Source organism: Aliidiomarina sedimenti (assembly GCF_003986955.1).
Lineage (GTDB): Bacteria > Pseudomonadota > Gammaproteobacteria > Enterobacterales > Alteromonadaceae > Aliidiomarina > Aliidiomarina sedimenti.
The window spans coordinates 119,997-141,999 of sequence record NZ_PIPN01000006.1; the positions used below are offsets into that span (position 1 = coordinate 119,997).

Sequence of the window (22,003 nt, forward strand, 5' to 3'; positions counted from 1 at the left end):
AATTGCATTCACTCTTCGGCTCTTAACGTCATAAAAATTACTAATCACTAGTTTGAGGTAATGCATGTTAAGTATCATAGGACTGGTTGGCGGCCTGGGGCTGCTCATTGCAATGACACTGCGGGGTTGGAACCTTTTCATCAGTGCTCCCCTGTGTGCGCTGTTGGTCGCTCTGACCAGCGGTATTCCGGTTTTTATCGGTGAGATAAACTTCGTCGAAAATTATATGGACGGGTTCGCCGGCTTTGTTGCTGCCTGGTTCTTTATGTTTTTACTCGGCTCTATGTTCGGTAAATTCATGGAAGACACTGGCGCTGCCGACAGCGTGGCGGAGTGGATTGTCGGTCGTATCGGAATGAAAAACGCGGTGCTGGCAGTGGTTCTCGCCTGTGCCATTTTAACCTACGGTGGCGTCAGTGTGTTTATCGTCGCATTTTCCGTTTACCCGATGGCATTGTCTTTATTCAAGGACGCCAATCTGCCCCGCCGTTTTATTCCCGCCGCGCTGGCATTTGGCTCAGTCACCTTCACCATGACCTCAGCGGGTTCACCGGAGATCCAGAACTGGATCCCGATTGCCTACCTTGGCACCTCGCCGTACGCAGCCTGGGAAGTCAGTCTGGTGGTGGCGGTATTTATGGCCATTATCGGTTACTGGTGGTTGCGCCATATGATTCTGGCAGCAATTGCCCGCGGTGAGCAGTTTCAGTCGCGGGCCAGCGATCCTGAGGTGGCTGACCGTCGGCGTCCACACCCGATTACGGGCCTTATTCCACTGTTAGTGGTGCTTTCACTGTCATTCTTTTTTCACGAGCGGCTGCAGCAAATGGCGCTCATCGTCGCCTTGTCAGGCGGTGTTCTGAGTCTGACCCTGATTAACTGGCGCTACTTTCACAACATGCAGAACGCCATAAGCGACGCCACCACAGGGGCCCTGATTGCAATTGGTAACACTGCGGCAGTGGTCGGTTTTGGTTCGGTGGCTAAGGTGACACCGGGGTTTGAGGCGGCGGTTGTAGCGATGACGGCAATCCCGGGCAATGAACTGGTTGGCGCGGCCATCGCGGTAAGCGTTATTGCCGGGTTAACCGGCAGTGCATCCGGTGGTCAGGCAATTGCTCTGCCGGAAATCGGTCCCCATTATCTGGATGCCGGCGTTCACCCTGACGAACTGCACCGGATTGTCTCGATATCATCAGGCGCACTCGACTCCCTGCCGCACAATGGTTACGTGGTCACCACCATCCGTGCCATCTGCAACGAAACCCACAGCGCCGCCTACGGGCCGGTTGCTGCGGTGACCGTCGTGGTGCCAGTGGTCGGTCTGGCGCTGGCTATTGCACTGTTCAATTTATTCTAACAAGACGCTATTCTAAGACCACTACGAGCCAGGGAGTGCCTCTGAAAAGCACTCCCTGGTCAGCAATCAACTCTGCTTAACCGCCGCCGAGCCGACCCCGGATTACGTCGCGCAAACGGTTTTCTAATTCATCCCGGGCGCTGTCACGCAGATTATCCAGCTCTTCATCAAGCATGCCCTGAAGGGTGCTTTCGCGCTCTTCAGCCAGGCTACGCAGTTGCTGGATTTGCTCCAGGCGCGGTTGAATATCGCCTAGCGCTTCGTCCACCTGGCCCTGTAAGCGCGCCCGAACATCAGCCAACTGACTACTGGCATACTCCTGAACAACGCCTGATAAGGCGGATGAGAGCTGATTATCAAGGTCAGAATCAATCCGCAGTCGCGGTGAACCAATGCTGCCTTCAAGGCCAATATCGAGATCAAAGGCATTGATTTGTTGCAACGCACTGCCAAGCATCCCGGTCCAGCTGCGCTCTCCTTCTGTGCTCAGCTCAACCGCACTTAGGTCAGCATTGCCGCCACCACTAAAGCGACCGTTTTCAATGCGGATATCACCGCGGCTGTTAATCATCGCCTCGGCCATATCAATACGAATATCACGCTGCTCAAGCAGCGTTTGCGCCGACAGTTGAGCCCCTTGCAGCGCCCATTGCTGCTGACCGCTGAATTCTATAGCTTCATTAATAAAGAAGTTACCGTCCGCATTCAGACTCTGCCAGTAAGGGGTTTCACTAAGCTCAAGACGATAGGTGGTCGGGCTGCCAATACGCTCATGCTGCCAGGTAATATTGTCCCAGCGCAGCGCCAGGTCAACGTCGCCGATACGCATCGAGGTCGTCGCCAGTGCAATCAAAAATACCGGCCGGTTGCCACGGTCGAAATCAATATGGCGCCCTTCCCAGCGAGTAGGCTTGTCTTCTGCTTCACGTTGCAGCATCGGCGCGACAAAGTCATAAGCGACCAGTGCATAATCGGTCCATCGCTGCACCTGCGGCCCGAATAAAATACCAGCCATATCACTAATAGCGTCATCGTCCATCGCAATCAGTCTGCGGACCCGGTCAATATCTGCCGAGGGCGCATCACGCAAACGCTGGACGTCTTCACTGACCTGCTGGTACGCACTTTCGACCGAGTTTTTAAACTCGCGTACCGCATCGCGATCCGTGCGCATGTCATCACGCAGTTCACTCAGGGTCTGACGCAATTCTTCGAACTCTTCTATCGAGCGCGGCCGCGCTTCGCGCAAAGCCTCTAACCGTTCTTCATAGCTCTCAATACGCTCGCTATCCGGCAGCTCGTCACGACGACCCTCAACATTGTCACGGCTTTCGCGGCTGCGGGTTGAGGTAGTTTCAATAACTTCAGGGGTGCGAATTTCACTGCGTTCAAGTAACTCATCGACGTCCGGAAATTCAAAGCCAAGCTCGGCGAAGCGCTCGCCCCAGGTCGGCGTGTCACCCTCAGCTTCCCGCTCAGCAATATAATCGGCACGAACTTTACCCCGGCTTTCGCGCTCAACCCCCATCACAATGCCATCAGCATTGAGCTCATCGATATAGATACGCCCAATCATCGCTTGCAACAGCTGCATTTCAAAGGCGACGCGATCAGCCTGAAAGCGGTTTAGCTCAGGCGTTTCAGGGTCGGTAAACTGAACCTTTTGCAGCTCCAGCGCGAAAGGTGACCAGCGTAAGTCGAGCTTATCAATATTAACTTCTGCCCCATTTACCCGGGTTAGGCCGGTGGTCAGGCCCCAACGCATCAGCGGTGCCGCAAATAAATACACCAGCAGAAAAAGAACGGCAAAAAATCCAACGAACGTCAGCAGGCCCTGCCAGCGAATATACTTATTCATGGTTAGCCTCCCCGTAGCCCGTTAACACGCTGATACACACTCCAGAATTTGGAGCCTTTCAACGCCTGCACAACTTTGAGTTTCACAAACCAGGCCTGAACCCGTTTGCGATAATTAATAATCAGATAATAACTGATAAACAACCAGACTGGTGCAAACGCCAGTGCAAAAACCAGCGATCCTAAGGTGATGGTGTGGTTAAACTGCAGCAGCCGTGCCAGCGGGTTGTCATACAGACTGACCCAAAGGCCCTGCAAGGCATCGGCCTGAAGTAAGGCCTCACCAATCCAGTCGGCGACCGGATCAAACAAATAGGCCACACCGGAAAAGAAAATCCAGGCCAGCAGGAAGCCGCTGAAATTAACCCGCAGCGACATGGCAAGAAACAGAATCACTAAATTATGCAGACTAAATAGCGGCGTCAGCCCCATGATCATGCCAAGGACAAAGGCCCAGGCGATTGCCCAGGGCCCCGACTCCGAGTTCAGCGCTTTGAGCAAACGGGCAAGCATTCCTAACATAGAATACCCTCGTTAAAGTAATGGTTGGTTAGTCAGCTGCCCCAAGCTCTTTGGCCCTCTGCGCGGTTTGTGTTGTCAGCGCGGGATCCTGAGGCTGCCATCCCTGTGTATTTTCCAATACCAACTGAGCCATCATATCGATGTGCGCATTGTCGGCATTGAGACATTCAATGTACTGATAGGTTTCGCCGCCCGCTTCGATAAAATACTCGCGGTTCTCTTCACCAATTTCCTCAATAGTTTCAAGACAATCGGAAGAAAAACCCGGGCAAACCATCTGCACCGACTTGACGCCTTTTGCAGGCAACGCCTTTAACGTTTCATCGGTATAAGGCTGCAACCATTCCTCGCGACCAAAGCGCGACTGGAAGGTTGTCATGTACTCATCTTCGCCCAAATCTAAGTATTCCGCCACCAGCCGCGTGGTTTTATAACATTCGCAGTGGTACGGGTCGCCCTCAAGCAGGTAACGTTTGGGCACGCCATGGTAGGAAAACAGCAGCTTGTCGGTGCGTCCGTGTTCGGCCCAATGCGCCTTAATTTTCTCGGCGACGGCGGCAATGTATGGCGGGTAATCCGGGTAATGGCTGATAAAACGGAAATCCGGTAACCAGCGACGACGGGTAAAGTCCGCCGCAATGTCATCAAAGGTAGACGCCGAGGTGGAGCCCGAATACTGCGGATACAATGGCAGCACCACCAGCTTACGCACACCGGCCTGCATCAGTCCTTCAATGGCGTTATGGATAGACGGCTGCCCATAACGCATGGCAAAGGCGACTTCGACGCCATCACCGAACTCTTCAGCCAGCTTAACCGCTAAGGCGTCCCGCTGCGCCTGAGTGTGAAACATCAGTGGCGAGCCTTTGTCAGTCCATACAGTCCGATAGGCTTTCGCTGAACGGGCCGGGCGAATCCGCAAAATCACCCCGTGTAAAATAACTTTCCACAGCAAACGCGGTACTTCAACCACCCGCGGGTCGGACAGAAACTGGCCCAGATAGCGCCGTAACGCCGACGTGGTTGGCGCTTCAGGTGTGCCAAGGTTGGTAATCAGCACGCCAATTTTGCCGCGTTCGCCATGTTTAAAGTCAGACCGCCCGTTGTACTTCATATTCTGTTTTCCTTTCTACAAAATTTGCGCCATTATAAACGACAATCCTGGCCATTAAGTGCGCTTTATACGAATTAGCTTAATCTAAAGTTCAGTTCGTTGACAGACTTCGCCCCTGGCCTGGTTTTAAGCTAAAATTTTGGGTTCATATTTTTGGAGTAACATGCGTAATACAGCGTTGATCATCGTTGATGACCTGGCCGACTGGCAGCCCTACCACCCGAGCCAATCCGTTATGAGTGCCCGTGAATATATGCAACAGGCGGGCGCACGGCATCGCGGTACGATTATTAATTTATGTGCCGATTTGTCTTACCTTTCGACCGGCTACTACGTCAGCCTGCTTGCCGAAGCGCGAGGTCAGCGTGCACTGCCCTCGGCAGGCGTAATGAACGACCTGGCTAACCTGGATCACTACCAGCTGTTTTTGCGGGACATGAGCCGCCAGTTGAACCGCTATAGCAACTCCGAGCGCGCCAGCATTCTGATTTGTTTCGGACAAACAGAGTCCAGCGAGTTAACTGAGCTGGCACGCCATTTATTTGAAGCCTATCCATGCCCGACATTGCAGGCGACCTTTATCCGTAACGGGCAGAACTGGACAATCGAGAAGCTTAGCAACCGGCCATTGAACGAGCTTAACGACGAGCAGCAGACTTTATTTGCCAATGCACTGGATGCCTTCAACAAGCGGGTCTGGCGCAAAGCCCGTGCGCGCAAAGAATACCGCTACGATCTGGCAATTCTGCATGACCCGGATGAAAAAATTCCGACCAGTGATAAAAAGGCGCTGCAAAAATTTATTCAGGCCGCACGCTACAATGACATGGACTCTGAGCTGATCACGGCCGATGACTACAGCCGCCTGCTCGAATTTGACGCTCTTTTTATTCGCGAAACCACCCGTATAAACCACCATACCTATCGCTTTGCCAAAAAAGCGCAGGCCAACGGGCTGGTGGTGATTGACTCGCCGGAAGCGATTTTAAAATGCGCCAATAAAGTCTTTTTACATGAGTTGTTGGAAAAGAATAAAGTGCCGATGCCCCGTTCCGAGTTACTTATCGACGGCGACAATCTGGACTATGCCGCCATTGGCGACAAACTTGGCTACCCGGTGGTGCTAAAGATTCCAGACGGCGCATTCTCGATTGGGGTGGAAAAAGCCAGTAACGAAGACGAACTGCGCGCCACCGCAAATCGGTTATTTGAAAAATCGACCATTTTGCTGGCGCAGGAATTTATGCGCACTGACTTCGACTGGCGTATCGGTGTCCTTAACAACCGGGCAGTCTATGCATGCAAATACTATATGGCGCGCAACCACTGGCAGATATACAACCATGCAGAAAGCTCGCGCCATCGTAGCGGCGATTTTGAGTGCATGGGCGTGCATCAGGTGCCTAAAGAAGTGATTAAAGTCGCACTGCAGGCGACCCGTTTGATTGGTGACGGACTCTATGGGGTCGACATGAAAGAAGCCCCGGGTGGACCGGTTATCATCGAGGTTAATGACAACCCCTCTATCGATCATGGGGTCGAGGACCTGCACCTTAGTGATGAGCTGTATCGCATCATCATGGCCGACTTCGTGCGCCGTCTGGAGCATTAATGGCCGCTGAACACAGAGTTCGCCAGGCACAGCCAGCTGATCTGGACGCGCTCTGTGCCCTCGAGGCGGCGACCTTCAGCTATGATCAGCTGGGTCGACGGAGCTTTGCCCATATGCTGCGCAGCCCCAGCGCTCAGGTCTATGTGATTGAACCTGCCCGTGGCAGCAACTCCGGCGAGCTTGTCGGCTATGCCATTATTCTTACCCGTCGGGGCAGTCATTACTGGCGGCTGTATTCGATGGCTATCAGTGCCCAGGCGCGCGGCCTCGGGCTGGGTAAGACATTACTTTGTTATCTGCTTGAGCAGGCAAAACCTCAGGCGCAGGGGATGCGCCTTGAGGTCAAATGCGACAACCAGGCTGGGCTTGCTCTCTACCGCCAGTTGGGCTTTGAAGTGACCGATATACTTCCCGGCTACTACTCAGATGGTACTGACGGCTATAAAATGCAGCTCAGCTGGAACTAGCCGTTAGTCGCTTTCTGTTAGTCACTTTCTGTTAATCATCTTCTTCGAACGCTTCCACCAGTGAACGGAATTCCTGGATACGTTTGCCGACACTTTCCACGTCACTGGCCGACTCAATCGCTAGCTGGTGAGTATCCTGTGAGGCATCATTGATTTGCTGCACACTGCTCTGGACTTCACCCACTGCAGAACTATGCTCTTCAGCTGCCGTTGCGATCTGAATCATGCGGTCATTAATTGCCCGCACGTCACCGGTAATGCTGGTCATATGCTTTTCAGATTCGCGACTCAGCTCACCACATTCAGTCGCCATTTCACGCTGCGAGTGCATTTCCTGCTCCCATCGCTGCATCGCGTTACTCATCGACGAAATGGTATTTTCAATTTCATTCACCGCATGCTGGGTACGTTGAGACAGATTACGCACTTCGTCCGCAACCACCGCGAAACCACGTCCTGACTCACCGGCGCGAGCCGCTTCAATAGCAGCATTCAGCGCCAGCAGGTTGGTTTGCTCGGCAATTGCATCGATTTGCTGACTCACCGCACGAACCTGCTCGGAATGCCCTACCAGAGTGGCCGTTTCATCAGCAGCACTGGACACACGATCCACCAGCTCATTCATCCGGGTCGCGGTATTGGCGATAATGGCTGCACTGCGGTCAATATTGCTGGTGGTTTCTTCACATACCCGGGCCGAATCCGACGCATTACTGGCGATATCCTGCACCGTGGTCGACATCTCTTCCATCGCGGTTGCTATTTGAGTCACGGAGTCGACGCTGAACTGAGTCTTATCGAGGATTTTCTCGGAGCGCTGACGGGTCGAGTTCATGGTCGACGCAAGATCTTCCGTACCGTATTCCAGACGGGAAGTGATGGCCATGATCGAACTGTCACGTAACGCAATCTCATATATTAATGAACCGGCCAGATCCTGACCGGCAAATACCTGGCGCTGAATCACGTTGTGCCGCCCATCCAGCTCAGACATCACCTTGCGTACATAGGCATGTGGCCGTAACAGCATTAGCATGATGGCGGAACAGAGTAATGGCACCACGCCAAGCCACCACGGACCGACACTGCTGGTAATAAGCACCGCTAGCAGCACTAACGCCAGCGCGCTGTAACCTTGCCAGTTGAACATCCGCGCCGGATTTTTCTTACGGTACAGCTGACTGGCACGTTGCGCCAATTCTGGCGTGGCTTTGGTCAGTAACCACTGACTCCCGTTACGCTTACCAGCACGGTAGGTTGGCCGGGCAAACACATCCAGCCAGACATTGCCCCAGGCCCGTGTTTTGAAGCACAGAACCCCACGCCATGGAAGGTCACTCTCCAGGGCATTGGCTATTTCATTCAACACAGCCTGTGGCGCTGCATCAATTAAATCGTGCAGGTGGCGTGATTTTAACTGAGTCTGGTCGCTCCCCATAAGGGTCTGAAACGACGGCAAGGCAGTTCGCACAGAGCCTTTAACGTTAAGAGAAAATACAAAAACGCTGTCGTCGTTCAGTTGAGCAGAGGAGCTAGTCGTTGCTTGCATAACGTTACTGTTTACCCTGATTACCTTAAAGGCTTAAGAGTACCATTATGAGCAATAGAGCGGAGAAATGAATGGAATAGGTTGAATTTATATTACAAACCAATAAAGCCATGTGTTTCAGCAGGATTTGAATAAGTAATCAACATTTAATATGGCATATAAGGGCTCTTAAGTCCCTACATGCAACTTAAAACAAACAACCTAAGACCAATTTTATAGCGTATAGGGTATTTATCTGTATCTCATCAAAAAACCATCTGTTTTGATTCGGTTTTTAGAACGGTCTATTTAGTTTTTATAGTCCCGCTTAACTTTTAATACCCGCTCACCCCCCTGGCGGTAGCGCGCAGTTAAACTGGCTATCGGCTCGGCGGAAGGGTCCAGCTCACGACTTACCAGATACTCAGGGTTATACAGTTTTGAACCGGAGCGCTCACCAAGGTCGCAGGAAAAGGTGACAATGCGCTGACCAGGCGGTCGCTGCAGTGCAGCGAAGTAAGCCGCTGCCACGTTCAGCGCTGAGCTGCTTCCAAGGACAATCCCATCCTCTTCGCGCACGTAATTGGCGATGCTGACCAAATCCTGATCCGGTAGATTCAGTGCGTAATCGATTTCTGCCTGACGAAAGTTCTCAACCCGACGCATGATCCCAATGCCTTCCGTCATCGAGCCGCCTTCGGCTTTGTATTCGCCGGTTTTGAGGAAATTGTAGCTGCCTGAGCCGTCCGGATCAGCCAGCCAGACTTCCAGTTGCGGATTGCGCTCTTTGAGGTAACGCGAGTTGCCAGCTATAGTGCCGCCGGTTCCGGACACGGACACCAGAATATCCAGCTTACCTTCCATCTGCTGCCAGATTTCAGGGCCAGTATTCAAATAGTGGGCGCGCATATTACTGGTGTTCTCAAACTGGTTCGCCCACCAATAGTCCGGGTTCTCTTCGGCCAGACGACGCGCTGTGTGGTAAAAGTGGTTGTCGTTTTTGAAGGGTACCGGGTCGACCGCCATCAGTTTGGCCCCGTGCAATTCGATCATACGGGTTTTCTCAGCGGCCTGATCATTTGGCATCACCACCAGCAAGTTGAGCCCCAGCGACTTTGCTACCACCGCCAGGCCAATACCTGTGTTCCCAGCTGTGCCCTCAACAATGGTCATTCCGGGTTTCAGTTCACCTCGCGCCAGAGCGTCCTGCACCATCTGCAACGCAGCCCGATCTTTGATTGAACCACCCGGGTTCTGATACTCACACTTGACGAAAATATCACTGCCGGATAATTCAGATAATGATGAAATTCGCAGTAAATCGGTGTTGCCAATTAATTCAGCCTGATTGGTAGCACGGCGTAATCCGGGCATAATGATGAAACTCCCTAGCTGGGTAAATGCACTGATAACAGGCGTTTAGTATAAAGCAGTGTTGGTCCGGTATCACCTCTTGTAAAGGTTCGTTATTTTACGTCATAACCTACGCGATAGTGCTGAAATAATAGGCTATTTAATTTGACCAGTGCCCTATCGGATGTATACTGAGAATAGCTTGAATACCAGCTCGAATTTATAAACACGTACGATTTCCCTTCAGAAGATTCTCGTCCGGTTCTAAATAAGTCCTAGCTGCTTCCAGCTAAATCAGCCGCAAGGCTACGCAATTAATATGTTAAATTTCAGGATACATTATGTCTGACGTAATTACTGGTACCGTTAAATGGTTCAACGAGTCTAAAGGTTTTGGTTTCCTTGAGCGCGAAGACGGTCCAGACGTATTCGTACACTTCAGTGCGATCAATGCGGACGGGTTCCGTTCACTGGCCGAAGGCCAAAAAGTTTCTTTCACAGTTACCCAGGGTCAAAAAGGTCCTCAGGCTGAGAACGTCACTCCTATCTAAGGAGTCACAGAATCTTTGACGAAAAAGGTCGGCAAATGCCGACCTTTTTTTGTCTGCTGCTTTGCCTCAGATCCGCTCTGCAGCAATAAAGACGGGCTAACCTTACTAGCCCATGACGACCAGTTTGGTCTGCTCTGTACAGTCTACGCTGAAGCCGGGCGCGAGATTCAGTTGAGCACGCTCTTTTGCATGTTTAACCCCAAGCAAAACTGCCCCTTCGGCGGCTACCGCTTGCTGCAGGGTACGAAAATAATGCTGCCCCAGCCATTTGTGCGGCACAGGCCGCACCTGCAAACCAACCCCTTTCGGGCTTAGCAGGGTGTCATACACGGCTCGTAATTCAGGGTAAACCGCCAGTTGCGCCAGTAAATGGCTGATAATCGCTGAGCTCTGTACCACTTCGCTGCGTAACTTGTACTTATTCGCACTGACATAGACCGCATTATTCGGGTCGGTCAGTTCAACCACCACCTGGGGCCGTTGTTGTTCGTCATCGAGCAGCAGATCCAGTAGCTGATTCGCAACAATACTGCGCGCATCCGCTTCTTCACCACTTTCCAGCCGGTCACTGGCGAACACCACAATACTGTCATAGGCCGACAGACTTTGTTTGCTTAGCACAGAAGGTCTGGTGTAATCCGCTTCTATCAGTTGGCAGTCCAGCACCAACGACTCAAGCTGTTGCGCGCGTTCGGTAGCTGGCATGGTCGAAATCGAGGTTAACGACAGTTGCTCTGAGGTCGCTTGCGCAATGTGCTCAACAAATCTAGGCACACGTCCGTTCCACCCCAACAGTAGCACTGACCGTTGCGCCTTTGCAGGTGGATAATCAGACCAGTCCGGCGCCGGTAACCGGGGTTCCTGAGCCTCGTCAGGCGGCAGCATTACGATATCCCGTTCAGCTTTAGCCAGTAACACCAGGCTGTCGTCGCGGCCAATCACCAGATCATCCGCAGGCGCCAGAACCGGAAAACTACGGCCCTCTTCACGCCGGATCAGCCCGCAGGGTATCGCTGCTTTATAATGTTGACTCACCGTACGCCAGGGCTGTCCCTGCAGCGCTGCGGCCGGGCTGGTATAGAACTGACAACCATAGGCATCGACCAGCAGATTATCGAGTATGTCGGAAACCCCGGGCTGAAGTACGCTTTGGCTAAAAGCACGGGCAATGGCGATATCACTCGCGACCAGTTGCAAGGGCCCGCGGTACGAATGCCGGGCTAAGGCTATTTTTTCTGCACTTTGCAGTTCAACAATCGCCAACGGCAACTGCTCCGGCGGCCGTTGCGCACTGAGGTACAACAGCACTTTAATCGCTTCCGCATCGGCTGACAGCAGCTCTGCCGGGGTTACCGCCGGCGACGGAATAATGACCACCCGCGCATTGGCAGCCGCGACACGGTGAAGGTGCTCGGGGTTAAGCATCGAACCAGAACGCAGAATAACCTGACGGCGCTGCCGGGAGAGTTCAGCATTGCTGTAGAACTGCGCCGTCGCACCCTCGGTAATGTCTTCAGCCAGCACCGTAATACGGGTCTGGGTCCGCTTATCACGCTCATCCAGCAGTGCCCCCCGGCCCAGTACGTCGAGTAGGATTGGTATGGTTCGCGAGGTCCAGCCCAGCACCGCGATATGACGGCGCAACGACACCGGTGTCAGGCCCTGCTCCAGGGTGCGCATTTTGGCAGACAGCCATTGGGTCATAATCGCGACCAGCGTACCCATAAAGAGCACATAACCTAATACCGTCAGTATCGTGGAAATGACCCGGCGCATCACACCCTGGTCATCGCCCAGGTAACCCGGGTCCGTCAGGCGTAGAAAAGCCCACCATATATTCTCCGCGTAGACCTCTTGCGGACCATGCAGAGCGGTTACCAGAACTCCGCCGGTTACCGAGACCAGCACCACCAGCATCCAGGCCACCAGCAACTGATAGAAAGCCCCCTTTGCCAGCTGGCGCTCGAGGTAAAACTTGAGGTGATCAATCAGTTTGAGGTGAAACATCTGTTGTCCTTGTTTCTTGTATTCAAGTCAGGTGCTGCTAGTCTTTACATAAACTTACGCTAATAAGTTCTTCATTTTAGGGAGTATTTGCATGGGTGCAACGTCCTCAAAGGTAAAAAGCACACTACTTTTACCGGTTTTCCTTCCTGCCATTATAGTCATTGCTCTACTCATTATTGGTACCATTAGTAATCCTGATCTGGCCGGAAGCATCTTTGAAACCACGTTAGCAGAAATCACTTCCCGGTTCGGCTGGTTTTATATGCTGGCGGTGGCGATCTTTCTGATTTTTGTCGTCGGTATAGCACTGACCAAATGGGGACGGATAAAACTGGGCCCTGACCACGCGGAGGCAGAGTACAGTTTCCCTGCCTGGTTCGCTATGCTGTTTTCAGCCGGTTATGGTATCGCCCTGCTGTTCTTCGGCGTGGCCGAGCCGGTGCTGCATTATTCAACGCCACCCATTGGAGCACCTGAAACCCTCGATTCTGCCAAAGCGGCGATGCAGATTTCGTTTTTCCACTGGGGCTTTCATATCTGGGCTATTTATGGCCTGACCGGCCTGGTGCTGGCCTACTTTGCCTTTCGCCACGGTTTACCGCTGTCGATGCGCTCAGCGCTCTACCCGCTTATCGGCGATAAAATTTACGGGCCTATTGGTCACACCGTCGACACCTTTGCCATTCTCGGCACCATGTTTGGTATCGCCACCACCCTGGGGCTGTCGGTGGCACAAATTAATGCCGGGGTTAACGAGCTATGGGGGATCCCGGTCAATACCACGGTGCAGGTGATATTTATCGGCATCATTACCCTGGCGGCTATTGCCTCCGTAGCGGCCGGCATGGACAAGGGGATTAAACGACTCTCAGTCATTAACATGACTCTGGTACTGTTTTTACTGGCCGCCGTCTTTATTTTCGGCCCCAGTATTTTCCTGCTCGAAACCTTCCTCCAGAACACCGGCTCTTATCTTAACAATATTGTGGAGCGGACCTTTAACCTGCAGGCTTATGAGCGCAGTGACTGGATCGGTAACTGGACGCTGTTCATTTTCGGCTGGACCATTGCCTGGGCACCCTTTGTCGGCCTCTTTATTGCAAAAATCAGCCGCGGCCGGACCATTCGTCAGTTCGTGTTCGGTGTTATGTTTGTGCCAACTATGTTCACCTTCCTTTGGTTCAGTGTATTCGGCGACACCGCGCTCAACCTGATTATGCAGCAGGGCTATACCTCGCTCATTGCAGAGGTGCAGGCGGATGAAGCGGTTGCCCTATTCAGAATGTACGCAGCCTTGCTGGAAGGCTATCCGCCGATCTTTACCACGCTGATTTCGATAGCGACGGTTATTCTGATTATCACCTTCTTTGTCACCTCGTCTGACTCAGGTTCACTGGTGGTTGACTCGCTGGCCTCAGGTGGGGTGATGAACACACCCGTCTGGCAACGTGTATTCTGGGCCACGCTGGAAGGGGTGGTCGCCTCGGTGCTGCTGATTGCTGGTGGCTTAAGTGCCCTGCAGACGGCCTCCGTCGCCAGTGCCCTGCCATTTGCGGTCATTATGCTGATAGCAGCCTTTGGTATGTGGCGAGCCCTGATCATTGAAGGGCATCAGTCCGGCAGCCTGCGCAGCCATATGAAAGGCGCCCGCACCAACAGTGGCGCTGGCAAAGGGTCCTGGGAGCGGCGCCTGAGCAGTCTGGTCGACTTCCCGCATAAGGACCAGGTGCTGCAGTACATTGAGAACGACGTACAGGCAACCCTGGACAAGCTGAAAGCTTCGCTGGTGGAAAAGAAATGGCCAGCCGACGTGTCCTGGGACGAGTCAAATCAGCGTGTCTACCTGGAGGTTAAACTCGAAGATCAGCTCGATTTCTTCTATGAGGTGCGTCTGCGCGAGCATGAATTGCCTGACTACGCCTACCCGATGTTGCGCCGCAACATAAAGGAAAAAGAGCACTACTCAACCGCAGAGGTCTTCCTGCGCCAGGGTGGCCAGGCGTACGACGTCTACGGCTACAACGAGCGGGATCTGATGGACGATGTTCTCAATCAGTTCGAAAACTACCTCGCCTTCCTTAAGATCAGCCCAAGCACGCTGCCCTGGGATATGGCGAAGCATGATGAAGAGCTGGATATTGAGGAAGATCCGGAAGCTATCTGGGAAGACAAACTGGCAGGTAGCGATGGCGACGACGGTGACGACGACAAAGCAAGCGACACCGACAAAAACAAAGCCTGAAAACAAAAGGCCCGGTCATCTGACCGGGCCTTTTTATATCCAACATCGCGAACCGGCGGTTTAATCCAGACCCAGCACCGACTTTCCTTGTTCAAAGTGCACATCAACCGGGATCTGCGCTTGCTGCAGACGGTCTAAATCAAACTGCAGCGTTTCGCCAACATGGCCCATCTCGGCAAACAATTCACCGACACCCTGATAGTCGCCATCGCCCTGCAATTGCAGAATCAATGCCGACAGGTCATTCATGGCGGCACGCATATTGTCCATGTTCACTGAATACTGGCCGTCGTCATTGCGGGTAAAGGCATCGGCGTCAGCAAAGTAATTGAAGCGCACCATATTGGCCTGCCCGTGCGCGCTTGACGCACCAAAACGCACCGAACGGAAGATACCAGCGAGGAAGGTAACATAGTAATCTTCCAGCTCACCCTCGCTGATAACGCCGTCTTCAAGCAGCTGCGTCACCATATACAAACCCAGAATATCTGCTTTGCCTTCTTCCAGTGGTGAGCTGTACTCGCGCAGAGCCGCCCGCACCGTACCACGGCCATCAATGGTGTTTTTAATTCCCAGCCCATGGGCTACTTCATGGAACATGGTATTGGCAAAGAACGCATCAAAGGTAATGTTGTCGCGCTGCTCAGGGACAATCAGCTCATCTGCAATTGGCAGCAGGATCTCGTCAAACTTCGCCCGCATCGCATTTTTCAGCTGCGAACGTCGGGTGCCTTTGGCCAGCTGGACTTCCTCGTCATTCGGCAGGTTAACCGCAATGGTTTTACTGCCGGCATTGGAATGACCCGCGTAGTACACAATGTCATAGGCGTTTAACTGCGCATCACTGCCCGGCTCTTCCGCTTTGTACTGCTCTGGCACCGGCAAGCCACGCTGCAGGGCTGGCAGATGCTCTGCATACACCGCTAAACGTTCACTCCACTCCAGATCTTTAATCAATACATACGATTCAAAACCTGCCTTGTAGCCGAACAGGCGGTCTTCATAGACTTCAATCGGACCGATAATGACATCAACCAGATTGTCTTCAAGGTCCATCCACTGCATGTCCGATGGCTGATAGTCACTGCTAAGGAACGCCTCAGCACGGGCGCGCAGGTAGTCAGCAAAGGGCTCATAATCGGCCAGGTCCGCGGCCTCATTCAGCAGTGACGCCGCGCGTTGCAGTTCGTCTCGATAGACTTCATGGTAGGGCAACGCATACAACTCGCCCTCGTCATTGCGCCGTACCAGTGTATACAGGCTGTCTTTGTCGTCGAACTGCGCTGCATCGAATTCTTCGCGGCTCATATCAGCCGGGTAATAATTAGCGCCCAGCGGCTTTTCGCTGTAACCAGCTAAAAATGGGAGATTATTATTCAGTCTGTCCCACGGCCCATAATTGATCTCGGCAAAGCGACGCACTTGTGGGTCGTTAATACCGTTCAGCAACTCCTCACGGTCACCGCTGTAGGCCTGCCGCCAGAACAGAGTATCCATAATTTCTGAGGCTTCGATCAGGGTCGCTACCATTTGCCGTTGATTATCAGACAAGTGCGACAGATCCGCATCTAAGCGAACCGGCTGGTAAATATCCAGACGTTGTTCGGCGCCGGCAACAAGCTCGTGACTGGCCCCGGGTTGGTCTGTCGGGCTACGTTCAGCGCTGCAGGCTGCGACGCTTAAGGCGGCCGCAACCGCCAGCGAGAGGTATGTAATCGATTTCATAGCAAAACCTTATATGACGTATTTTGAAAGCCTGATTGTATATACCAAATTCGCGCAGGTTGCGCGAATCTGGTTTATCCTGGCTTTAGTTTACGCCGTTCTGGTTTGGCTCGCCAGACAGTGGCCCGGCCGGGCCTTCACTTCGCTGCGGTAGCGCGCTGATGGCAATGGTAGAGAAGAAAATCAACGCAGTAGAGATTAGCAGACAGGCAAGCAGCCCCCACTGCTGGTAAACCCAGCCCGAGAGCACAGTGCCAAGCAGTCGGCCCGCCGCATTGGCCATATAGTAAAAACCCACGTCCAGGGACACACCATCGGCGCGCGAGTAGGACACAATCAGGTAACTGTGCAGCGACGAGTTAATAGCGAACAAAATACCGAAAGCGGCCAGGCCAATAATAATGCTGGTTGCGACCGGCCACCCTTGCCATAGCGCCAGCGACAACAATAGCGGACTTAGGGTCAGCAACGCGCCCCACAACACCGCCTGATTACGCGGGCTGGCATCTGCTTGCTGAGTAAGCCTTGGCGCAAGCCCCTGAACGAACCCGTAGCCAATTACCCACAGCGCAAGAAAACTGCCAACCTGCCAGTTGCCCCAGCCAAGCTGGCTAGCCAGAAACACAGGCAAGGCCACCACAAACCAGACATCGCGGGCACCAAAAAGCAGAAAACGCGCGGCTGAGAGCACATTGATAGGTCGGCTTTTCGACCAGATATCGTTAAATTTCGGTTTAAACTGCGCTTTGCCAGACTCTTTTTTAAGGAACAGCAGGCTGCAAAGCCAGACCACACTGAGCATCAGCGCCATAACCAGGACCGCGCCGGTAAAGCCAAGCAGCGTAAGTAACAGGCCACCGAGGAAAAAGCCAACCCCTTTCAGAGTGTTCTTCGAACCGGTTAGAATCGCCACCCATTTGTACAGCTGCTGCTGTTGATTGTCCGGCACTAACAGCTTGATGGTGCTTTTGGCACTCATTTTATTCAGGTCTTTGGCAATGCCGGACAGCGCCTGCGCGGCCATCACCCACACCACGGTCAGCATCTCCGCCGGCACCAGCAACATGGCCAGCGCCAGGATCTGCACCCCGAGGCCAATGTTCATCGTCCTGTTTAGCCCCCAGCGAGCGCCCAGCCAGCCACCAAAAAGGTTGGTGACAATGCCGAAGAACTCGTAAAAGAGGAACAGCATCGCCACTTCAAGCGCACTGTAACCAAGCTGATGGAAATGAAGCACCACCAGCATGCGCAGCGCGCCGTCCGTCAGGGTAAACGCCCAATAGTTACCGGTAACAAGCAGGTACTGGCGGATTGCTGGCGACAGCTGGCTGAACAGCATGGTTAACGGCTCTTGCGCACAGTCTGTTCCATATCTTCATCGCTGGTGTGGCGGACGTCCTTGCCATGCACGTTGTAAATCACGTACTCGGCAATATTCTGACAACGGTCGCCAATCCGCTCTAACGAACGGGCAGAAAACACCACATCCATGATCTTCGGAATACTACGCGGGTCTTCCATCATATAGGTCATCAGCTGACGCAGCATGCCTTCGTACTGACGGTCGATGCCCTGGTCGGTACGGTGCACTTCCAGCGCTTCTTCAGCGTCCATGCGGGCAAAGGCGTTGAGTACCGTGCGCAGCATGTTCAGTACTAACTGGCCAAGGTTCTCCAGCGCCGCCAGCAAGTGCTGCTGTTCGCTGCTGAAGCTCTCTTTTGCTACCGCCGCAATACGTTTCACCTCATCGCCAATCCGCTCAAGATCGGCAATGGTTTTGAAGGTCGCGATAATCTGACGTAAATCACGCGCCGTCGGCTGCCGTTTGGCGATAAGCTGAGTACAGGCATTGTCGATATCCATCTCCAGAGCATTGACCCGGGTATCATTGCTCAGAACTCTGTCAGCCAGCTCATGATCACTGGTCTTGATAGCCTGAATCGCATCGGTCAGTTGCTTTTCCACCACGCCGCCCATTGACAGGACAGCGTTGCGCACCTCTTTTAGCTCTTCGTCAAACTGCGAAGAAATATGTCTGCCACTATTTACATGTTCCATAGCTGTCTCTTTGCCTCTTAGCGTCTTAGCCGTAGCGACCGGTAATGTAATCTTCGGTACGCTTATGTTTCGGGTTGGTAAACAAGTCATCGGTCTCGCTCACTTCCACCACTTCACCCAGGTGGAAAAATGCCGTGCGGTCTGACACCCGCGCCGCCTGCTGCATGTTGTGAGTCACAATGACAATGGTAAATTTTTCTTTCAGGTCGTGGATCAGCTCTTCAATAATACCCGTCGCAATCGGGTCCAGCGCCGAACATGGCTCATCCATCAGAATCACTTCCGGGCTTACCGCAATGGTCCGTGCGATGCACAAACGCTGTTGCTGCCCACCGGACAAACCGGTGCCGGGTTCATTTAAACGGTCTTTAACTTCTTCCCACAGGCCGGCACGACGTAAACTCGACTCCACAATTTCGTCCAGTTCAGGTTTGCGCTCAACCAGTCCATGCAATTTGGGGCCATAGGCAATATTGTCGTAGATCGACTTAGGAAACGGGTTTGGCTTCTGGAAAACCATGCCAACCTTAGCCCGCAGCAGCACTTCATCGACTGAAGAATGATAGATATCCTGCCCATCCAGTTCAATGCTGCCGGTAACACGACAGGAATCGATGGTGTCATTCATCCGGTTCAGGCAGCGCAGGAAAGTTGACTTACCACAGCCTGACGGGCCGATAAATGACAGCACTTCGTTGTTGCGAACATCCAGATCAATGCCCTTGATCGCCTGGGTATCGCCATAAAACACCTCAACATTGCGCGCTGTTATTGCGGTCTGCTGAGACGCGATATCCGGGGATGATTGTGAATTCTGCATAGTTTAAAACCTTTGTGATCAATATTGAATGAGTTACCAACGCACTTCGAGCTTTCTGCGCAGCCAGATAGCCAGGCTATTGAGGCTAATCATAAGCATCAGCAATACAATAATTGCCGCCGAGGTTCGCGCTTCAAAGAAGTTACGCAGTTCATTGCCCTGCCAAAGATAAATCTGCACTGGCAACGCCGTTGCCTGGTCCATCGGTGATTGCGGAATACTGGCCACAAATGACTTCATTCCGATTAACAGCAACGGAGCCGTTTCCCCTAACGCCTGCGCCACACCTAAAATCGAGCCGGTCAGAATACCCGGAATCGCCAGCGGCAACACATGGTGGAACACGGTTTGCGTTTTTGACGCCCCCAGGCCCAGCGCTGCTGCGCGGATCGAAGGCGGAATCGCGCGCAAAGTGGCGCGGGTCGCAATAATCACCGTCGGCAAGGTCATCAGTGACAATACCAGGCCACCTACCACAGGCGCTGACATTGGCAGCTTAAACCAGTTAATGAACACAGCCGCACCAAGCAAACCGAAGATAATTGAAGGCACCGCAGCCAGGTTATTGATATTCACTTCAATAATATCGGTCAGTTTATTCTTCGGCGCGAACTCTTCAAGGTAAATAGCCGCAGCCACCCCCATCGGAATAGCGAGGAAAATCACAATCAGCAGCATGTAGAACGAGCCAACGAACGCCCCCGCCAGACCTGCCGATGCAAGTGAACTGCGCGAATCAGGGTTCATAAACAGCGCCGTGCTAAAGCGGTTCTGAATATGTCCATTGGCATGCAGTTCATCCGCCCACTCACGAACCACCGCTGGCAGTTGTAGCTGGTCATCCGGCAATGAGCGGTCAATATTGCCCTTCAGCCAGACATCTACATCGGCTGAGGTTAACAACGTCAGACTACGGGTTTCGCCCACAATTGACGGGTCTTCCATCACCATATCACGTAACGCATGCCGTTCACCCGAGGTTACCAACTGCGTCACATAACGGGTTTGTGAGCGTTCAAAGTCGCTCAGCAACGGGGTGATCGAATCACTTAAAATACGGTTAAAGTTAACGAAACCAAGCTGCGTCTCCCAGTCCAGTAAGCGCTCGTCAAAGTCTTCGAACGTTTCATTGGGTTGCTGCTCCGGCTTTTCAGAAATACGGATCACGTCAGGGTCAAAATAGACCTCCACCGTCATACTGGTTTGCCAGAATGCAGGAACACCTTTGGAGAAAATATTGATAAACAGAATAGCTACCAGCGCCAGGCTAAGTATCACGCTGCCCAGCCCCAAAGTGCGAAACAGCTTCTCCTGACGGCGGCGACGTTTTAGCGACGCCACTACTTTATCCTGCACAGTTAAGTTTGAATTATCCTGAGACATACTAAAGCCGCCTTAGTCGTATTGCTCACGGAACTTCCGAACAATCAGAAGTGCAATGATATTAAGTACCAACGTAATCGCGAACAGCGTTAAGCCTAGGGCAAACGCTACCAGCGACTGCGGGCTGGAAAAGTCATTATCGCCGGTCAGCTGGTTAACAATAGTAACCGTCATGGTCGACACCGCTTCAAACGGGTTGGCGGTCAGAACCGGGCTGTTACCTGCTGCGAGTACCACAATCATGGTTTCACCCACCGCGCGGCTGGCGGCCAATAACACCGCTCCGGAAATACCGGGCAAGGCCGCAGGCAGCACCACTTTGCGAATCGTTTCTGATTTCGTTGCCCCTAAACCTAATGAACCGTCACGCAATGCTTTTGGCACCTGGGTCAGAATGTCATCGGACAGCGACGAGATAAACGGAATGATCATAATGCCCATCACCACGCCAGCGGTTAACGCCGAGGTTGCCCTGATATCCAGTCCAACGCTGGCACCGAGTGAGGCGAGGAACGGCCCCACGGTGACCAAAGCAAAAAAGCCATAGACGATCGTCGGAATACCCGCAAGGATTTCAATGACCGGCTTGGCAATGCTGCGCAAACGCGACGGCGCATACTCGGCTAAATAGATAGCAGTGAGCAGCCCCAGCGGAATCGCTACCAACAAGGCCACCGATGCGACTAACAGAGTACCGACCAACAACGGTAACAGGCCAAACTCGCCCTGATCACCGCCACCTACGGTCGAGAAGCGTGGGTTCCAGGTGGTGCCGAAGAAGAAGTCCATGGGGCTGACAAACTGAAAGAAACGCAGCGTTTCACCGACCATTGATAACACAATGCCGATGGTGGTCAGAATGGCCACGGTGGAAGACGCAATCAGCACCGCTTTAATCACCCGCTCCATCGCATTACGCGCACGCAGCTGAGGGTTGACCTGCCGGTAACTTAGGAACAAGCCAGCTGCCGCCGTCGCGCTCACCGCCGCTACCATGATCGCCTGACTCAGCGCACGCATCTCCTGATAGTATTGCGCCGCCTGCATTTCCCAGTCGGCCAGTACACCGGCCGCGACGAAGTTGCCCGCCACATTGTGCACACGCCGCAAAACGGCCTCCAGCTCACTGCCGCTGAAACTTGCCATAGGTTCCGGCAGTTGGCTTATCAGCATCTGGTTTATCATCCAGGGCGAAAACCAACTCCACAACAGCACCAGCAACAGCGCTGGTGCCACTGTCCAGAACGCAACTAACGCACCATGATGGTGTGGCCTGGAATGCATCGATGGGGTTGTCTTATCGCGTGCTGCACGCGAGGCCTGCTTACTACTTTTGGCAGTACCCAGCTGATACGCCAGGCCCATCAATATAAGCAGTACAGCAATTACGGTGAGGTTACTCAT

Annotated in this window: 17 protein-coding genes; 5 read left to right on the plus strand and 12 right to left on the minus strand. The window is 53.1% G+C overall.

Annotated elements, in window-relative coordinates; genetic code table 11:
- Positions 1-64: 64 nt before the first annotated feature.
- Positions 65-1,360, plus strand: a complete 1,296-nt coding sequence (locus CWE12_RS12760; RefSeq protein ID WP_126790094.1) for a GntP family permease — start codon at positions 65-67, stop codon at positions 1,358-1,360.
- A 76-nt stretch (positions 1,361-1,436) separates the two neighbouring features.
- Here the strand turns inward: CWE12_RS12760 and CWE12_RS12765 are convergent, their stop codons facing one another.
- From CWE12_RS12765 to hemH, 3 genes are read right to left on the minus strand one after another with little or no spacing between them, the layout of a single operon-like run.
- Entirely contained in the window at positions 1,437-3,218 is a 1,782-nt protein-coding gene (locus CWE12_RS12765; RefSeq protein ID WP_126790095.1) for a TIGR03545 family protein, read from the minus strand.
- Between the two features lie 2 nt (positions 3,219-3,220).
- Positions 3,221-3,739, minus strand: a complete 519-nt coding sequence (locus CWE12_RS12770; protein WP_126790096.1) for a TIGR03546 family protein — start codon at positions 3,737-3,739, stop codon at positions 3,221-3,223.
- 28 nt (positions 3,740-3,767) lie between these two features.
- A complete protein-coding gene (hemH, locus tag CWE12_RS12775; RefSeq protein WP_126790097.1) occupies positions 3,768-4,853 on the minus strand; it encodes a ferrochelatase in 1,086 nt (361 codons plus the stop codon).
- A 163-nt stretch (positions 4,854-5,016) separates the two neighbouring features.
- Between hemH and CWE12_RS12780 the strand changes: the two genes are divergently transcribed.
- Together CWE12_RS12780 and CWE12_RS12785 are read left to right on the plus strand one after the other, a co-directional pair.
- The gene (locus CWE12_RS12780; RefSeq protein ID WP_126790098.1) at positions 5,017-6,465 is read left to right on the plus strand and encodes a RimK family protein; all 1,449 of its coding nucleotides are present in this window, start codon (positions 5,017-5,019) and stop codon (positions 6,463-6,465) included.
- On the plus strand, positions 6,465-6,932 hold the full coding sequence (locus tag CWE12_RS12785) for a GNAT family N-acetyltransferase (protein ID WP_126790099.1): 468 nt from the start codon (positions 6,465-6,467) through the stop codon (positions 6,930-6,932). The genes CWE12_RS12780 and CWE12_RS12785 overlap by 1 nt, the downstream gene beginning before the upstream one ends.
- Before the next feature lie 31 nt (positions 6,933-6,963).
- On the opposite strand, the gene CWE12_RS12790 is transcribed toward CWE12_RS12785, so the two are convergent.
- Together CWE12_RS12790 and CWE12_RS12795 are read right to left on the minus strand one after the other, a co-directional pair.
- A complete protein-coding gene (locus CWE12_RS12790; protein WP_126790100.1) occupies positions 6,964-8,481 on the minus strand; it encodes a methyl-accepting chemotaxis protein in 1,518 nt (505 codons plus the stop codon).
- A gap of 288 nt (positions 8,482-8,769) precedes the next feature.
- Positions 8,770-9,834: a cysteine synthase A gene (locus tag CWE12_RS12795; RefSeq protein WP_126790101.1), complete on the minus strand. Its 1,065-nt coding sequence runs from the start codon at positions 9,832-9,834 to the stop codon at positions 8,770-8,772.
- 320 nt (positions 9,835-10,154) lie between these two features.
- On the opposite strand from CWE12_RS12795, the gene CWE12_RS12800 reads away from it, so the two are divergent.
- Positions 10,155-10,364: a cold-shock protein gene (locus CWE12_RS12800; protein WP_126790102.1), complete on the plus strand. Its 210-nt coding sequence runs from the start codon at positions 10,155-10,157 to the stop codon at positions 10,362-10,364.
- A 105-nt stretch (positions 10,365-10,469) separates the two neighbouring features.
- On the opposite strand, the gene CWE12_RS12805 is transcribed toward CWE12_RS12800, so the two are convergent.
- Positions 10,470-12,371 carry a CASTOR/POLLUX-related putative ion channel gene (locus CWE12_RS12805; protein WP_126790103.1) on the minus strand — a complete coding sequence of 634 codons (1,902 nt, stop codon included), beginning with the start codon at positions 12,369-12,371 and terminating at the stop codon, positions 10,470-10,472.
- A gap of 91 nt (positions 12,372-12,462) precedes the next feature.
- Between CWE12_RS12805 and CWE12_RS12810 the strand changes: the two genes are divergently transcribed.
- Complete coding sequence (locus tag CWE12_RS12810; protein WP_126790104.1) at positions 12,463-14,613, plus strand: BCCT family transporter; 2,151 nt, start codon at positions 12,463-12,465, stop codon at positions 14,611-14,613.
- A gap of 60 nt (positions 14,614-14,673) precedes the next feature.
- Here CWE12_RS12810 and CWE12_RS12815 read toward each other — a convergent pair whose 3' ends face one another.
- From CWE12_RS12815 to pstC, 6 genes are all read right to left on the minus strand, one after another.
- Entirely contained in the window at positions 14,674-16,338 is a 1,665-nt protein-coding gene (locus tag CWE12_RS12815) for a dipeptidyl-peptidase 3 family protein (RefSeq protein ID WP_126790105.1), read from the minus strand.
- Between the two features lie 85 nt (positions 16,339-16,423).
- A complete protein-coding gene (gene arsJ / locus CWE12_RS12820; protein ID WP_126790106.1) occupies positions 16,424-17,677 on the minus strand; it encodes an organoarsenical effux MFS transporter ArsJ in 1,254 nt (417 codons plus the stop codon).
- A gap of 2 nt (positions 17,678-17,679) precedes the next feature.
- On the minus strand, positions 17,680-18,396 hold the full coding sequence (gene phoU, locus CWE12_RS12825; RefSeq protein ID WP_126790107.1) for a phosphate signaling complex protein PhoU: 717 nt from the start codon (positions 18,394-18,396) through the stop codon (positions 17,680-17,682).
- 25 nt (positions 18,397-18,421) lie between these two features.
- The gene (gene pstB / locus CWE12_RS12830) at positions 18,422-19,216 is read right to left on the minus strand and encodes a phosphate ABC transporter ATP-binding protein PstB (RefSeq protein WP_126790108.1); all 795 of its coding nucleotides are present in this window, start codon (positions 19,214-19,216) and stop codon (positions 18,422-18,424) included.
- 33 nt (positions 19,217-19,249) lie between these two features.
- Entirely contained in the window at positions 19,250-20,599 is a 1,350-nt protein-coding gene (pstA, locus tag CWE12_RS12835) for a phosphate ABC transporter permease PstA (protein WP_126790109.1), read from the minus strand.
- A gap of 12 nt (positions 20,600-20,611) precedes the next feature.
- Entirely contained in the window at positions 20,612-22,003 is a 1,392-nt protein-coding gene (pstC, locus tag CWE12_RS12840; protein ID WP_126790110.1) for a phosphate ABC transporter permease subunit PstC, read from the minus strand.